Genomic DNA, 14,635 nt, shown 5'->3' with positions numbered 1-14,635 from the left:
CGGCGATGCCGGCGCTGTGGCTCGCCTTCCTCAATTCCTGGCGCGGCCTGCGTCACGGTGCCCGTACCGAACGGGCGATCCGCCTCGAACTGGCGCTGCTCGCCGCCGGGCTGCCCCTGGCCTGCCTCGTCGGCGAGACCTGGTGGACCCGGATCGCCCTGGTGGCGAGCCTGCTCCTCATGCTGGCGGCGGAATTCCTCAACACGGCTATCGAGAAGCTGTGCGACCACCTGCATCCGTCCCACCATCCGGCGATCGGGACGGTCAAGGATCTGGCCTCAGCCGGCGCCTTCCTCGCGCAGATCGTCGTCGCCCTGGTCTGGCTCGCGGGCGTGGCGACGCGGATCGGCTGAGCAGCGCGACCTCACGGCCGTCTCGCTTCTCGCCGTCCCGGCGCCTATGTCGGTGGGCGCGGCGACCGCATCGGCCTCCGCACGTCCCGGAATACCAGAGCCTTGACCGACTACATCCGCAAGATCCTCACCGCCCGCGTCTACGACGTGGCGATCGAGAGCCCCCTCGACCCGATGCCGCGCATGTCCAAGCGTCTCGGCCGGCCGGTGCTCCTCAAGCGCGAGGACCTGCAGCCGGTGTTCTCGTTCAAGCTGCGCGGCGCCTACAACAAGATGTCGGGGCTCGATCCCGCCGTGCTGGCGCGCGGCGTCATCTGCGCCTCGGCCGGCAACCATGCCCAGGGGGTGGCGCTGGCGGCGCAGAAACTCGGCGTGCGCGCGGTGATCGTGATGCCGCGCACCACCCCGGCGATCAAGGTCGATGCCTGCCGTGCGCGAGGCGCCGAGGTCGTGCTGCACGGCGACGCCTTCGACGAGGCCCTGGGCCACGCCCGCGAGCGCGAGGCGGCCGAGGGCCTGACCTTCCTGCACCCCTTCGACGATCCCGACGTGATCGCCGGCCAGGGCACCATCGGCATGGAGATCCTGACCCAGCACTCCGGGCCGATCGAGGCGATCTTCGTCCCCGTCGGCGGCGGCGGTCTCGCCGCCGGGGTCGCGACCTTCGTGAAGTACCTGCGTCCGGAGACCAAGGTGATCGGCGTCGAGCCCGACGACGCCGCCTGCATGAAGGCCGCCCTCGACGCCGGCGACCTCGTGATGCTGCCCACCGTCGGCCTCTTCGCCGACGGCGTCGCCGTGCGCCAGGCCGGGGCGGAGACCTTCCGCCTCTGTCGCGACCACCTCGACGGGGTCATCACGGTGGACACCGACGCCATGTGCGCGGCGGTCAAGGATGTGTTCGACGACACCCGGGCCGTCTCCGAGCCCTCCGGCGCCCTGGCCCTGGCGGGGGCCAAGCGCTACGCGCAGCAGCACCCGGAGGGGACCGGCACGCTGGTCGCGATCTCGAGCGGCGCCAACCTCAACTTCGACCGGCTGCGCCACATCGCCGAGCGCGCCGAGATCGGCGAGCAGCGCGAGGTGCTGCTCGGCGTCACGATCCCCGAGCGCCCCGGCGCCTACCGGGCCTTCATCCACAGCCTGGGCCCGCGCGCCATCACCGAGTTTAACTACCGCAACGCCGGCACCCCGGAAGCGCGCATCTTCGTCGGCATCAACCTCGCCGGCGGGGTGGCGGAGAAACACGCCCTCGTGGCCTCCCTCGGCGAGGCCGGATATCCCGTGGTCGACATGAGCGACAACGAGATGGCCAAGGTCCATATCCGCTACATGGTCGGCGGCCGCGCCACCGGGCTCGCCGACGAACGCATCTACCGCTTCCAGTTCCCCGAGCGGCCGGGCGCCCTGATGAAGTTCCTCGACCGTCTCGGCGAAGGGTTCGACATCACCCTGTTCCACTATCGCAACCACGGCGCCGACTACGGCCGGGTCCTGGCGGGCATCGCGGTGCCGGAAGCCGAGCGCGACCGCTTCGATGCGGCGATCGCCGACCTCGGCTATCCCTGCACCGACGAGACCGACAACCCCGCCTACCGCATGTTCCTGGACTCCGCCGCCTCGACCCCGGCGCACGCATAGTCGTCGGTTCCGGGGCTCAAGATTCTCGCCTCCGACCTTGAGTCCGCGGGGCGTCATCGCCGCCGCCCGGCGTCGAACCGTCGCTCGAACGATTTGCCCGCCGCAGGGCGATACTGGCCACGATCGGGGATCGGCACCTGAGACCTGTCCCTGACCAAACCTTAACCCTTGGCGGCGTATCACGGCTGGCTTCAGACCTGTGCGACGAGCCGATGCCGATGTTCTCCAGCCTCAACGCCCGCCTTCCCGCCATCACCGTCGGCCTGGCGCTCCTCAGCGCGGCCACCATGGGCACGGTGAGCTGGTATTCGGCCAAGGCCGGTCTCGTGGCGGCCGCCAACGACCGGCTGGAGTTCGCGGCCACGACGAAGAAGACGAGCCTGGAACTCATCGGCAACCGCGCGGTCGGCGACCTCGCCACGGTGGCCGCGAACCCGCAGGTGTCGGGCAACGTCCAGGACCTCGTCGAGGCCCTCGATCCCGGCAAGCCCGGCTATGCCGAACTGGTCAAGGCCTTCACCGGCCCTGCCACGGCCGGCGAGCGCATGGCCGTGGAGGGCGCCGGCACCATGTACGGCCGGCGCCACGCCAAGGTGCAGGAGGCCGGGCGGCGCCTGCTCGAACGGCCGGGCTACGCCGATCTTCTCTTCGTCGATGAGGCCGGGCGCATCGTCTACACCACGACGAAGGGCGCCGACTTCTCCCGCTCGCTCGCCGAACCCGAGATGACGGGAACGGGCCTTTCCAAGCTGGTCGAGCGCCTCAGGACGGCCGATCCGGAGGCGACCCTGTTCCAGGACTTCGCACCCTACCCGGCCGACAAGGGCCCTTCCGCCTTCCTCGGCCGCTCCGTGCAGCGCCGGGCCAATGTCGCCATGGGAACCGGCCAGGAGGCCACGCGCATCGGCTTCCTTGTCCTGCGCCTCGACCCCACCCTGTTCAAGGACGCCCTGTCCGACCGGACCGGGCTCGGCAGGACGGGCCAGATCATGGCCGTCGGCGAGGACGGCCTCCTGCGCAGCGACCCGCCGCTGGCCTCCTCCAGGCTGGCCGGTTCGCCCGTCGCCACCCTCGGCTTGCCGACCGCGGCCCTGGCGAGCCCGGTGCCGTTCTCCTACGGGACCGGGGCCGAGACCCGCATGGCCGCCTCCTCCAGGCTGTCGCTCCTCGGCGCACCCTGGACGCTGGTCGCCGAGCAGTCCGAGGACGAGGCGCTCCACGCGGTCGCGAACCTGACGCAGACCCTCGCGATGTCGGCCCTGCCCGTCCTCCTCCTCACGGCGCTGGCGGGCCTGTTCTTCGCCCGGACCATCGTGCGGCCGCTCGGCGCGCTCAACGACGCCCTCAAGGCGCTGGCCCGGCGCGAGCCCTTGTCCGATGTCGCCGGGAGCCGCCGGGCCGACGAGATCGGCGACATCGCCCGCTCCGTCGTCATCATCCGCGACATCTCCCTGGAGGATGCCGCCCTGCAGCTCCAGACGACCGAGGCCTCGCGGATGCGGCAGGAGAGCGAGCGCCGCGCCATGCTGGCCGACCTCGCCGACCGCTTCGAGCATTCGGTGGGCTCCATCGTGACCAGCGTCTCGCAGGCGGCCGGCGGCCTCCAGGCCGCCTCGGGCACGATGAACGCCGCCGTCGAGGATACCGCCCGCCGCTCGAACTCCGTGGCGGTCACGGCCCACGAGACCGCGGGCAACGTCAATGCGGTCGCGGCCGCCGCCGAGGAGCTCGGCGCCACGGTCCAGGAGATCGGCCGTCAGGTCGAGCAGGCCGCGGAGATGTCGCGCACCAGCGTCGGGCAGGCGAACCAGACCGCCCAGACCATGCGCGACCTCTCGGCCGCGGCGACCCGGATCGGCGACGTCGTCGGCATGGTTTCCCAGATCGCCTCGCAGACCAACCTGCTCGCCCTCAACGCCACCATCGAGGCGGCCCGCGCCGGCGAGGCCGGGCGCGGCTTCGCGGTGGTGGCCGCCGAGGTCAAGAATCTCGCCGAGCAGACCACCCGTGCCACCGCCGAGATCGGCCAGCAGGTCGATGCGATCCAGGCCGCCACCGGCGGGGCGGCGGGCGCCATCCAGGGTATCGTCGCCCGGATCGAGAGCATGAGCGCGGTCACCACCAGCATCGCCGCCGCGGTGGAGGAGCAGGGCCTGACCACGCGGGAGATCGTGCGCAACATGGGCCAGGCCTCCTCCGGCACCGCCGGGATGAGCGCAGACATCGAGGAGGTGGCGCGCGCCGCCGCCGATGCCGGCGCCTCCACGGCCCTGGTGATGCAGGCCTCCGACGACCTCTCGCGCCAGTCCGACCGGCTCCGCGCCGAGGTCGGGCAGTTCCTGTCGACGGTCCGCGCCGCCTGAGCACCGCAACAGGCACGACGGGGAGGACGCCTCAGGGTTGACGCGGGGCGCCCGCCACGTCCAATGCGCCCTCCCCCGGGGAGCCCCGCGTGATGCCGCCGTTGCTAGCCATGCCGTTCCCGGCCATCGACCCCGTGGCGGTGGCGATCGGGCCGATCACCATCAAGTGGTACGCCCTCGCCTACATCGTCGGCCTCCTGGGCGGCTGGTTCTACGCCCGTCGCCTCGTTGCTAGGACGGGCCTCTGGGGCGGCCTCAGCCGCCCGAGCCTGACCGACATCGACGACCTCATCGTGTGGGTGGCACTGGGCGTCGTTCTTGGCGGACGCCTCGGCTACGTGCTGTTCTACAATCTGCCCCTCTACCTCGACGATCCGATGGAGATCTTCGCCATCCGCAACGGCGGTATGTCGTTCCACGGGGGCTTCGCCGGAGCGGTGCTGGCGATGCTTCTCTTCGCCAGACGCCGCGGCATTCGCGCCTTCGCCCTGTTCGACCTGGCCGCGGTGGTGGTGCCGATCGGGCTGTTCTTCGGGCGGATCGCCAACTTCGTGAACGGGGAGCTGTGGGGGCGGATCGCGCCGGATTTCGCCTATGCCGTCGTGTTTCCCTCCGGTGGCCCCCTGCCGCGACACCCGAGCCAGCTCTACGAGGCCGCCACCGAGGGCGCCCTGCTATTCCTCGTGATGGCGTTTTGCGCCTATCGCTTCGGGTTCCGGCGGCCCGGTCTCCAGAGCGGGATCTTCGTCCTGGGCTACGCCGTGGCGCGCACCCTGTGCGAGTTCTTCCGCGAGCCGGACCGCCAGCTCGGCTATCTGTTCGGATCGCAGGTCTCGTTCCTCGGCGGCGGCATCACCATGGGCATGGTGCTGTGCATCCCGATGGCGCTCGTCGGCATCGTCGCCATCGTCATGGCCCTGCGCGGCGTCACCCGCCCGCGCGAGACCGGCGAGGGGTCGATGCGGCCTGACGGCGTGGCCAGGTGACGACGCCGCTCCTGGCCGAGCTGCGCGACGAGATCGCCGCCGCCGGGCCGATCGGGCTCGACCGCTACATGGCGCTCTGCCTGTCCCACCCCGTCCACGGCTACTACCGCACCCGCGACCCCCTCGGGGCGCGGGGCGATTTCGTCACCGCGCCCGAGATCAGCCAGATGTTCGGCGAGCTCATCGGGCTGTGGATCGCGTCCGTCGGCGCGATGACGGCGGCCACCGCCGCCCTCGCGATCGTCGAACTCGGGCCCGGCCGCGGGACCCTGATGGCCGATGCGCTGCGCGCGTTGCGCCGGGTCGCCCCCGACGCGGCTGTCGACCTTCACCTCGTCGAGACCAGCCCGACCCTGAGGGCGATCCAGGCGACATGCCTCCATGCCCATGCACCGACCTGGCACGAGAGCGTCGAGACCCTGCCCGAGGGCCCGGCCATCGTCGTCGCCAACGAGTTCTTCGATGCCCTGCCGGTGCGCCAGTTCCAACGGACCGAGCGCGGCTGGTGCGAGCGGCTCGTGGGTCTCGATGCGGCCGGTACCGGGCTCGCCTTCGGGCTCGCCGCCGAGCCAGACCCTCGCTTGACCGCGGCCGCGCCCGTCGGTGTCGTCCTCACCCTGCCCGGCGCCGCCCTCGACGTCGTCCGGCACCTGTCCGCCGCGCGGGTGCGGGGCGGCGGCGCGGTGCTCGTGATCGACTACGGCCATGCACGCCCCGGCTTCGGCGACTCGTTCCAGGCGGTCTCCGGGCACCGCTTCGTCGATCCGCTTCGAGATCCGGGAGAGGCCGACCTGACGACCCACGTCGATTTCGCCGCCCTGGCGGCCGCGGCCGCCGGCGAGGGGGCCGCCGTCCATGCGGCGATCGACCAGCGCGACTTCCTCTTCGCCCTCGGGCTCCGCGCGAGGGCCGACCGCCTCAAGCTCCGGGCGACCCCGGCGCAGGCCGAGGCGATCGAGGCGGCCGTCATGCGCCTCACCGAGACCGGCCGCACCGGCATGGGGCGCCTGTTCAAGGCCATGGCGTTCGGACATCCGGCCCTCGGGGCCCTGCCTGGCTTTCCCTCTCCGCCGGAGTCCGCTCAGCCGTAGCGGTGCAGCGCCGTGCCGTGGCGCTTGAGCCAGGCCTCGGCCTCCTCGACGTGAGGGCAGAGGTCGTTCAGCAGCGCCCAGAACCGGGACGAGTGGTTCATCTCGCGCAGGTGAGCCATCTCGTGGGCCACGAGGTAATCGAGCACCACGGGCGGCGCGAGGATCAGCCGCCAGGAAAAGTTGAGATCGCCCGCCGCCGTGCAGGACCCCCAGCGGCTGCGGGTGTCGCGCACGGTGAGCCGGCGCGGCGCCTGGCCGAGGGCGGCCGCATAGGCCGCGACCGCCACGTTCAGGTCCTTGCGGACCTCGCGGTCGAGGAAATCGCGGACCCGCCGGCCCACATGCGGCGCCTCGCACGAGACGGCGATGGCCGGCTCGTCCTCGATCAGGACGGCCGCGGTGGCGGCACTGCGGGTGCCGCGATGCACGATCCGGTGCGGGACGCCGCGCAGTGGCAGCATGGCACCGGCCTCCAGGGCGATGCGTTCGGGAACCTTGGCGAGCCGAAGCGCGATCCAGTCGCGGTGGCTGGCGGCGAACTTCTGCGCCGTAGCGATGGCGGTCCTGGCCGGCAGCGTCATCACCACCTCGCCGGTGGCGTGGCTGACGCGCAGGGTCAACCGGCGGGCGGAGGCGCGCCGGCGCAGGGCGATGCGCAGGGCCGCATCCTCGTGCTGGATCTCGATGTGGTCCGGGTCGGGAGCCGGCGGGCGTCGGAACGGGAGTCGCATGGGGCCGGCTTCAAGTCCCTCACAGATCTCCCGATCGCCGGGAGCTTCCTCCCCGTGCACGACGGCGCGACGGGAGTCTCGTGAGAGACTCTTAGCCGTCCGGAAAGGCCGCTTCCATCGCGCCGACGACAGGGAAGCCTCATTCTCCCGCCTCGCCCGGGCGCATGCGGCGAGGCCCTGCTTCACCGAAACACCGATCGCGAGGCTTTACGGAACACCGGCCGGCGCTATCGTCTTCTTCGAGATGACGGACATGAGTTCCAGCGGTTTTTCCCGCAACGCGCGCCACCTGCGGCTCGACACCTTCGTTCGCCTGCGGTGGCTGGCGATCACCGGGCAGAGCGCCGCCGTCGTCGGGGCCCAATTCGGGCTGGGCCTTCCGCTGCCGTTCGGGTGGTGCTTCCTCGTCATCGCGGCCTCGTCGTGGCTCAACCTCGCCCTGCGCATCCGCTTTCCGGCGAGCTACCGCCTCAGCGACGATTCGGCGGCGCTTCTGCTCGCCTTCGACATCATCCAGCTCGCGGCCCTCCTGTTCCTCACCGGCGGCCTGCAGAACCCGTTCTCCCTGCTGTTCCTCGCGCCGGTGCTCATCTCGGCCACAGCCCTGCCGCCCGAGCGCACTTTGGCCCTCGGGCTGCTGGCGGTGGGCCTGGCGACCCTGCTCGCCCTGGTCCACCGTCCCCTGCCCTGGTTCAGCGACGGCCGCCTCGAACTGCCGTTCCTCTACGTCTCGGGGGTGTGGACCGCGATCCTGCTCGGCACGGCGTTCACCGGGGTCTACGCCTGGAAGGTCTCCGAGGAGACGCGCCAGCTCGCCCAGGCGCTGGCCGCTACCGAACTCGTCCTCGCCCGCGAGCAGCACCTCTCGCAGCTCGACGGACTGGCGGCGGCGGCGGCCCACGAACTCGGCACGCCGCTGGGGACCATCATGGTCGTCACCCGCGAGCTGACCCGTCAGCTCGGCGCCTCCGCCTCGCCATCGGTGCAGGAGGATTTGGCGCTCCTGCGCGATCAGGTCGATCGCTGCCGTGGCATCCTGTCGAAGCTCACGTCCCTCGACGGCGACGAGGGCGGCTTCCTCCAGACCGTGAGCCTGCGCCACCTCGTCGAAGAGCTGGTGGCACCCCAGCGCGCGATGGGCATCGCCCTCGACGTGACCACCGAAGGCGAGGGGCCGGAGCCGGTCTGCCGCCGCAACCCCGGCATCATGTTCGGGCTCGCCAACATCGTCGACAACGCCATCGACTTTGCGCAGACACGGGTCGCGATCGAGGCCCGCTGGACCTACGACAAGGTCTCCCTCGAGATCCGCGACGACGGACCCGGCTTCTCGAGCGAAGTCCTGCTCCGGGCGGGCGAACCCTACGTGACCACTCGAAGCCGCGACAAATCGCGCGAGGGCAGCGAGGCCGGTGCCGGGCTCGGCCTCGGGCTGTTCATCGCCAAGACGCTGATCGAGCGATCCGGCGCCCAGCTTCTCCTGTCGAACCTGTCGAGCCACGATGCGGCCGGCCAACCGAGGACGGGGGCGATGGTGCGGATTTCCTGGGCGCGCCATATCTTCGAGCGCGATACGGTTGCGCACAATGAATTTGGCGCGGTTCAGCATTCACCCCTGATCGAACGCGGAGCGGCGCCTATATAAAGGTCTCGTGACCAGTTGGAATGTGGAGGAGCGTCAGATGCTGACGCAAGGTGGAATGCCGAGCGCCGATCCGGTGACATTGGCCGAGAACGATCCTTTGGCTGCTTTTTCCGATCGCAGCCTGCTCATCGTAGACGACGACAAGCCTTTCTCGACCCGGCTCGCTCGGGCGATGGAGTTGCGCGGTTACCATGTCCAGGTCGCCGAAAGCGTGGCCGAGGGCGTCGCCGCCGTCGACGCGAGGGCGCCGGCCTTCGCCGTGATCGACATGCGCCTCGGCGACGGTAACGGCCTGGACGTGATCGCGCGACTGAAGGACCTGCGGCCCGACGCCCGCGGCGTGATCCTGACCGGCTACGGCAACATCGCCACCGCCGTGACCGCCGTCAAACTCGGTGCGTTCGATTATCTCGCCAAACCGGCCGATGCGGACGAGATCCATGGGACGCTCATGGCGCAGCCCGGCGAGCGGGCCGACCCTCCGGAGAACCCGATGTCGGCCGACCGGGTGCGCTGGGAACACATCCAGCGCGTCTACGAATTGTGCGGCCGCAACGTGTCGGAAACCGCGCGGCGTCTCAACATGCACCGGCGTACGCTCCAGCGCATCCTGGCCAAGCGCGCGCCGCGATGACCCAAGGGCGACCGGGTCCGGCGTTGCGCCGGGCCCGTGCCGTGCGATAAGCCGACCCGGAGCGAAGAACCCTTCGGGAGGCTTCGTCAGTGTCTGCCGAGGAACGTTCAGCCGTGAATACGCGCAATCTGATCACGATCGTCAGCATGATGGTGCTGGTCGGAACCGAAGTCTTCGCCGTGGCGATCGCGTCCGGCTGGGCGCTGGCGGGCCTGCTCGATCTCGGCGACCGCGTCGGGCATGTGTTGATGGTCCTGTTCAGCCTGGTGGCCGTTTGGATCATGGTCCAGTTGTGGCGCCGCGCCACGTCGATCGAGCCGATCCGGACAGCCCGCCCGTCCCACTGACGCTGCCGCCCCGGTGCGGCACTCGCGTTGCCAGGCGCAGGGTTCTTGACTATCCGGCAGGGCAGCTTCCCTCACGGGGCTCGACCCCGTTGCCCATGAAAGCCCGCCCATGAAAGCTCGTATCGTCGTCACCCTGAAGACCGGCGTCCTCGATCCGCAGGGCAAGGCGATCGAGGCGGCCCTGTCGTCGTTCGGGCTCGAAGGCATCGGCGGGGTACGCCAGGGCAAGGTCTTCGATATCGAGCTCGCGGGGACGGATCGCGCCGCCGCCGAGACGACCCTGCGGCAGGCGTGCGAGAAGCTTTTGGCCAACACCGTGGTCGAAGACTACGCGATCGAGATCGTTTGATGCGCGCCGCGATCGTCGTCTTTCCCGGCTCCAATCGCGAGGCGGACGTGGCGCGTGCCCTGCGCCTCGCCGGAGCCGATGTCGTCACCGTCTGGCACACCGAGACGACGCTTCCGCCAGGAACCGACCTGGCCGTGCTCCCGGGCGGGTTTTCCTATGGAGACTACCTGCGTTGCGGCGCCATCGCCGGCCGCGCCGCGGCGATGGACGCGGTGCGCGGCCATGCGGCACGCGGCGGCCTCGTCCTCGGCATCTGCAACGGCTTCCAGATCCTGTGCGAATCCGGCCTGCTGCCGGGCGTGCTGATGCGCAACGTCGACCGGCGCTTCATCTGCCATCGCCAGCTGCTGCGCGTCGAGCGGGCCGATACCCGCTTCACCTCGGCCTATGCCAAGGATCAGGTGATCGACGTCTGCGTCGCGCACGGCGAAGGCAACTACTTCGCCGACCCCGAGACGATCGCGCGGGTGGAGGGCGAGGGGCGGGTTGCGTTCCGCTATTGCGACGCCACGGGCGCGCTCAGCGTCGATGCCAACCGCAACGGCTCGCTCAACTCCATCGCCGGCATCTACTCGGAGAATTTCAACGTGCTCGGGCTGATGCCGCACCCGGAGAACTTCGTCGAGGATCTCGTCGGCGGCACCGACGGGCGCGGCCTGTTCGCGAGCCTCGCCGCCTGACCGGCGACCGCGAGGCCCGGGTCGAGCCCAGGCCTCGCGACTGTCCCTAACGGGAGAACTTCTTGTACTTCAGCTTCTTCGGCATGATCGAATCGAGCCCGAGGCGGCGCTTCTTGTCCTCCTCGTAATCCGAGAAGTTGCCCTCGAACCACTCGACGTGGCTGTCGCCCTCGAAGGCGAGGATGTGGGTCGCGATGCGGTTCAGGAACCAGCGATCGTGGCTGATGATGACGGCGCAGCCCGCGTAATCCTCCAGCGCCTCTTCGAGCGCCCGAAGGGTCTCCATGTCGAGGTCGTTGGTGGGCTCGTCCAGCAGCAGCACGTTGGCGCCACCCTTGAGGGTGCGGGCGAGGTGCACCCGGTTGCGCTCGCCGCCCGAGAGCGTGCCGACCTTCTTCTGCTGATCGCCGCCCTTGAAGGCGAAGGCCGCGCAATACGCGCGGGAATTGATCTCGCGCTTGTTGAAATAAATGATGTCGTTGCCGCCCGAGACCTCCTGCCAGACGGTGGCATTGGGATCGAGGGCATCGCGCGATTGGTCGACGTAGCCGAGGTGGACCGTCTCACCCACGGAGATCGTGCCGCCGTCGGGCTTCTCCTGGCCGGTGATCATCTTGAACAGGGTCGTCTTGCCGGCGCCGTTGGGGCCGATCACCCCGACGATGCCGCCGGGCGGCAGCTTGAACGACAGGTCCTCTATCAGCAGGCGGTCGCCGAACGCCTTGTTGAGGTTGGTGAACTCGATGACATTGTTGCCCAGCCGCTCGTCGATCGGGATCACGATCTGGGCCGAGGCGTCGATCTTGTCGTTCTGCTTGGCCACCAGCTCGTCGTAGCGGGTGATACGGGCCTTGGACTTCGACTGGCGGGCCTTCGGCGAGGCCGAGATCCACTCCTGCTCGCGGTTGATCGCGCGCTGGCGGGCCATGTCCTCGCGGCCCTCCTGGGCGAGGCGCTTCTGCTTCTGCACCAGCCAGGCCGAGTAGTTGCCCTCGTAGGGATAGCCGCGGGCCCGGTCGAGCTCGAGGATCCAGCCGGTGACGTTGTCGAGGAAGTAGCGATCGTGGGTCACGATCAGGATCGCGCCGGGATACTGCTTGAGGTGCCCTTCCAGCCAATTCACCGTCTCGGCGTCGAGGTGGTTGGTGGGCTCGTCCAGCAGCAGCAGTTCGGGCTCCCACAGCAGGAGCTTGCACAGGGCGACGCGGCGGCGCTCGCCACCCGAGAGCGTGGCCACGGGCTGCTCGTCGCCGGGACAGCCCAGCGCCTCCATGGCCTGATCGACCTTGGAGTCGAGCTCCCACAGGTTGGCCGCCTCGATCTTGTCCTGGAGGGCGGTCATCTCGTCCGCCGTCTCCTCGGAGTAGTTCATCGCGAGATCGTTGTAGCGGTCGAGCAGCGCCTGCTTCTCGGCGACGCCCTCCATCACGTTCTCGCGCACGCTCTTGTCGGGGTCGAGGTGGGGCTCCTGCGGCAGGTAGCCGACGCGCGCGCCCTGCGCGACGAAGCCCTCGCCGGTCCAGTCCTTGTCGAGGCCGGCCATGATCTTGAGCAGCGTCGACTTGCCCGATCCGTTGATCCCGAGCACGCCGATCTTGGCATCCGGGTAGAAGGACAGGTTGACGTTGTCGAGGACCTTCTTGCCACCAAGGTAGGACTTGGTCAGGCCCTTCATGTGGTAGATGAATTCGCGGGCCATGAGGCTGTCCTTGTCGGTTGCTCGCCGTCGGTCGCAGGCTTATGCGACATCCGGCGATGCGCGGCGCGATCGGCGGTCCGCAAAACCGGTGCCCGCCGTGCCCGCACCGCTCGCGCTGATGATATGGTCCAGCGAGTATCAGGGCGCCCCGCCCGCGGCAAGGCGGGCCTACGGCACAGGGGCGAGGGCATGGGTGCGCGCCCGGTCAGGTCCCCGCGAAGGGGTTCGGAACCGTCCGGCTCGCCGGGCGCTCCTCGACGACGGCCTCGGGGAGATCCTGCTCGGACAGATGCGCCACGATCGCGTCGAGGATCGCCTTCAGCTCCCTGGCCCGGGCGAGACCGTGGCGGTCCCGGGTGATGTCGAGCCCACCGTGAAGGGCGATCGCTGTCGTGCCGTTCTCGATGGAGAACGCCGCGATCTGGCGGACCGTCGCATCGTCGGCGAAGGGAACGAAGGCGTCGTGTCCATCGGGTTCCTGCATCGGGGCTGTCCTGTCTCGAGCAAAACCGGCTTCCATGTCGACGGCCGCGACCAGGCCGTCGAAGTCAAAAGATCGCCCGCATCAACTCCCGCCACAGGGACCTGAGCAGGCGTTCGATCTGCCGCTCCAACCAGGCGGTGAGCGGATCCTCGCCGCGACGCTCGCGCGACCGGTCGTAGGTCCGGGGCTCGGGCAACGTCATGACCTGCGCCTTGGCCGTAGGCGACAGGCTCGGAAACGGATCGACACCGGTCAGGGCGGCGAGCTCGACGAGCGGGACCTGGCGCCATTCGCCGTCGGCGCGATTGGGAACGAGATAGGCCGCCCCCTCCCGGCGCCGGGGATCGTAGACCGCCTTGAACAGGTCGGTCGGAACCAGCACCCGGCCGTTGATGCTCGTCACCGTGGCGCCCGAGAACACCGGGCCGGTGACGACGAAGAGGGTGCCGCGCTCGGTGGCCAGGCGCCGCACGGCTTCCTCGATGCCCGCCCACAGGTTGCGGTTCACGCTGCGGTCCTGGGGCACGATATTGGCGAGGCTGAAGGATTCGGCCTGTGCCGCCCCGGTCGGCATGTCGCCGGCCGGCGCCAGGTGACCGCGGTCGAAGCCGCTGCGGACGTAGTCGTCGAGGCGCGCCCGCATGGTCGCGGGGAGGCGGTCCTCGTCGTGGAAGGCATCGACCCGGTCGATCGTGCGGGCCGCGGCCACGCTCGCGCGGGTGAGGCTCTGGGCGGCGTAGAGCGGCGTCCGCGCGATGCCGGAATGCAGGACGGCAAAAGCCGAGAAGCACAACGGGACCGTCTCGCCGCGCAGTTTCGGGTTTGAGAGGACGGGCTGCGTTCCGTCGAGGAAGAATACCGGGCAGGTCTCGGCCGCCGTGGCGGGCAGACTGCAGGCGAGCAGCGCCGCCACCACGCCGGCCCTGAGCATCGTGGCCCATCGGCTCGGGAAGGACGGGGGCGTCAGAAGCAGACCCGCACCTTGCGCGTGCCCGACGGCGTGGCGCGCCAGCGATAGCCGCAGGGCCGCCCGAGCGATCCCTCGAACGGGGCGACCTGCCGATCGACGGGCGGGGGCGGCGTCAAGCGGATGGCCGGAATGACGATGTCAGAGGCGGCGCGGCCGGGCGAAGGGGCGAGCCAGGCGCCGGCGAGGAGGACCAAGGCGAGCGTGCGGATCATGGCCTGCCCCGTCGCGGTGCGGAAAGCACAGGTTGCGGAAAAGTGCATGTCGACGTTGATCGGCGCGTCACACATCCTTAACTGCCGCCTCGACGTGCGATCGGGTAGAGTGGCCACGTCGGTCGCGTTTCGTCGCCGGATGCATGGGTTACGGCAGATGCATGGGGTACGGCGGGAGCCCGTGGCGGGCCCCGCGTGCCAAACACTGGCGATATCGGTATGGATATCGCAAAGCAACGTCGATCGTGCCCTGCGGCGACGCTTGCGCGGTATGGTTTTTATGGCTTGGACCCCTCGCGAACGAGCGAGGGACAAGCGAACGAGCGGATAGAGCATTGGTGGCGATGGATACCTCGATTCTGGACGGTCTTGTCGAGACGTCGTCGCTGCGGGCCCTGCCCGAGGGCGAGTTGCAGGCTGTGGCCGATGCGGTGCGGCGGGAGATGATCG

The 14,635-nt window shown here is 69.8% G+C and carries 15 protein-coding genes; 10 read left to right on the top strand and 5 right to left on the bottom strand.

The window, feature by feature from the left end; genetic code table 11:
• Nucleotides 1-5: 5 nt before the first annotated feature.
• The 5 genes from ASG59_RS18865 to ASG59_RS18845 all read left to right on the top strand — a co-directional run bounded on the left by ASG59_RS18865 (nucleotide 6) and on the right by ASG59_RS18845 (nucleotide 6,434).
• A complete protein-coding gene (locus ASG59_RS18865; RefSeq protein WP_056410838.1) occupies nucleotides 6-353 on the top strand; it encodes a diacylglycerol kinase in 348 nt (115 codons plus the stop codon).
• 69 nt (nucleotides 354-422) lie between these two features.
• Nucleotides 423-1,994 (top strand): threonine ammonia-lyase, biosynthetic, encoded by a 1,572-nt coding sequence (gene ilvA / locus ASG59_RS18860; protein WP_082528853.1) that lies wholly within the window; start codon nucleotides 423-425, stop codon nucleotides 1,992-1,994.
• A gap of 212 nt (nucleotides 1,995-2,206) precedes the next feature.
• Nucleotides 2,207-4,357 carry a methyl-accepting chemotaxis protein gene (locus tag ASG59_RS18855; protein WP_056410831.1) on the top strand — a complete coding sequence of 717 codons (2,151 nt, stop codon included), beginning with the start codon at nucleotides 2,207-2,209 and terminating at the stop codon, nucleotides 4,355-4,357.
• A gap of 92 nt (nucleotides 4,358-4,449) precedes the next feature.
• Nucleotides 4,450-5,343, top strand: a complete 894-nt coding sequence (lgt, locus tag ASG59_RS18850) for a prolipoprotein diacylglyceryl transferase (RefSeq protein WP_056410829.1) — start codon at nucleotides 4,450-4,452, stop codon at nucleotides 5,341-5,343.
• On the top strand, nucleotides 5,340-6,434 hold the full coding sequence (locus tag ASG59_RS18845; protein WP_056410826.1) for an SAM-dependent methyltransferase: 1,095 nt from the start codon (nucleotides 5,340-5,342) through the stop codon (nucleotides 6,432-6,434). The genes lgt and ASG59_RS18845 overlap by 4 nt, the downstream gene beginning before the upstream one ends.
• Here ASG59_RS18845 and ASG59_RS18840 read toward each other — a convergent pair.
• Entirely contained in the window at nucleotides 6,425-7,165 is a 741-nt protein-coding gene (locus tag ASG59_RS18840; protein ID WP_056410823.1) for a SprT family zinc-dependent metalloprotease, read from the bottom strand. The genes ASG59_RS18845 and ASG59_RS18840 overlap by 10 nt on opposite strands.
• 244 nt (nucleotides 7,166-7,409) lie before the next feature.
• Between ASG59_RS18840 and ASG59_RS18835 the strand changes: the two genes are divergently transcribed.
• From ASG59_RS18835 to purQ, 5 genes are all read left to right on the top strand, one after another.
• Nucleotides 7,410-8,810, top strand: a complete 1,401-nt coding sequence (locus ASG59_RS18835) for an ActS/PrrB/RegB family redox-sensitive histidine kinase (protein WP_055889857.1) — start codon at nucleotides 7,410-7,412, stop codon at nucleotides 8,808-8,810.
• Between the two features lie 37 nt (nucleotides 8,811-8,847).
• Nucleotides 8,848-9,444, top strand: a complete 597-nt coding sequence (locus ASG59_RS18830; RefSeq protein ID WP_055889860.1) for an ActR/PrrA/RegA family redox response regulator transcription factor — start codon at nucleotides 8,848-8,850, stop codon at nucleotides 9,442-9,444.
• 113 nt (nucleotides 9,445-9,557) lie between these two features.
• Nucleotides 9,558-9,791: a hypothetical protein gene (locus tag ASG59_RS18825; RefSeq protein WP_055889862.1), complete on the top strand. Its 234-nt coding sequence runs from the start codon at nucleotides 9,558-9,560 to the stop codon at nucleotides 9,789-9,791.
• A gap of 109 nt (nucleotides 9,792-9,900) precedes the next feature.
• Nucleotides 9,901-10,140: a phosphoribosylformylglycinamidine synthase subunit PurS gene (gene purS, locus ASG59_RS18820; protein ID WP_056410820.1), complete on the top strand. Its 240-nt coding sequence runs from the start codon at nucleotides 9,901-9,903 to the stop codon at nucleotides 10,138-10,140.
• Nucleotides 10,140-10,820 carry a phosphoribosylformylglycinamidine synthase subunit PurQ gene (purQ, locus tag ASG59_RS18815; RefSeq protein ID WP_056410817.1) on the top strand — a complete coding sequence of 227 codons (681 nt, stop codon included), beginning with the start codon at nucleotides 10,140-10,142 and terminating at the stop codon, nucleotides 10,818-10,820. The genes purS and purQ overlap by 1 nt, the downstream gene beginning before the upstream one ends.
• Nucleotides 10,821-10,866: 46 nt before the next feature.
• On the opposite strand, the gene ettA is transcribed toward purQ, so the two are convergent.
• From ettA to ASG59_RS18795, 4 genes are all read right to left on the bottom strand, one after another.
• Complete coding sequence (gene ettA / locus ASG59_RS18810) at nucleotides 10,867-12,519, bottom strand: energy-dependent translational throttle protein EttA (protein WP_056286719.1); 1,653 nt, start codon at nucleotides 12,517-12,519, stop codon at nucleotides 10,867-10,869.
• A gap of 205 nt (nucleotides 12,520-12,724) precedes the next feature.
• Nucleotides 12,725-13,003 carry a hypothetical protein gene (locus ASG59_RS18805; RefSeq protein ID WP_055889876.1) on the bottom strand — a complete coding sequence of 93 codons (279 nt, stop codon included), beginning with the start codon at nucleotides 13,001-13,003 and terminating at the stop codon, nucleotides 12,725-12,727.
• Nucleotides 13,004-13,067: 64 nt separating this feature from the next.
• Complete coding sequence (locus ASG59_RS18800; protein ID WP_056286721.1) at nucleotides 13,068-13,934, bottom strand: DNA/RNA non-specific endonuclease; 867 nt, start codon at nucleotides 13,932-13,934, stop codon at nucleotides 13,068-13,070.
• A 32-nt stretch (nucleotides 13,935-13,966) separates the two neighbouring features.
• Nucleotides 13,967-14,302: a hypothetical protein gene (locus ASG59_RS18795; protein ID WP_244475764.1), complete on the bottom strand. Its 336-nt coding sequence runs from the start codon at nucleotides 14,300-14,302 to the stop codon at nucleotides 13,967-13,969.
• Nucleotides 14,303-14,635: the final 333 nt, after the last annotated feature.

It is taken from the genome of Methylobacterium sp. Leaf466 (assembly GCF_001425565.1).
In the GTDB taxonomy this organism is placed as follows: domain Bacteria; phylum Pseudomonadota; class Alphaproteobacteria; order Rhizobiales; family Beijerinckiaceae; genus Methylobacterium.
Note: the sequence above shows the minus strand (reverse complement) of the source record. Positions and strands in the feature narration are given on the sequence as shown.

What these genes read in the sequence shown, in the direction of transcription:
- ASG59_RS18805 (WP_055889876.1), bottom strand. Translation starts at nt 13,003, where the DNA reads ATGCAGGAACCCGATGGACACGACGCCTTCGTTCCCTTCGCCGACGAT.
- ASG59_RS18865 (WP_056410838.1), top strand. Translation starts at nt 6, where the DNA reads ATGCCGGCGCTGTGGCTCGCCTTCCTCAATTCCTGGCGCGGCCTGCGT.
- lgt (WP_056410829.1), top strand. Translation starts at nt 4,450, where the DNA reads ATGCCGCCGTTGCTAGCCATGCCGTTCCCGGCCATCGACCCCGTGGCG.
- purS (WP_056410820.1), top strand. Translation starts at nt 9,901, where the DNA reads ATGAAAGCTCGTATCGTCGTCACCCTGAAGACCGGCGTCCTCGATCCG.
- ASG59_RS18800 (WP_056286721.1), bottom strand. Translation starts at nt 13,934, where the DNA reads ATGCTCAGGGCCGGCGTGGTGGCGGCGCTGCTCGCCTGCAGTCTGCCC.
- ASG59_RS18855 (WP_056410831.1), top strand. Translation starts at nt 2,207, where the DNA reads ATGCCGATGTTCTCCAGCCTCAACGCCCGCCTTCCCGCCATCACCGTC.
- ettA (WP_056286719.1), bottom strand. Translation starts at nt 12,519, where the DNA reads ATGGCCCGCGAATTCATCTACCACATGAAGGGCCTGACCAAGTCCTAC.
- purQ (WP_056410817.1), top strand. Translation starts at nt 10,140, where the DNA reads ATGCGCGCCGCGATCGTCGTCTTTCCCGGCTCCAATCGCGAGGCGGAC.
- ASG59_RS18830 (WP_055889860.1), top strand. Translation starts at nt 8,848, where the DNA reads ATGCTGACGCAAGGTGGAATGCCGAGCGCCGATCCGGTGACATTGGCC.
- ASG59_RS18840 (WP_056410823.1), bottom strand. Translation starts at nt 7,165, where the DNA reads ATGCGACTCCCGTTCCGACGCCCGCCGGCTCCCGACCCGGACCACATC.
- ASG59_RS18835 (WP_055889857.1), top strand. Translation starts at nt 7,410, where the DNA reads ATGACGGACATGAGTTCCAGCGGTTTTTCCCGCAACGCGCGCCACCTG.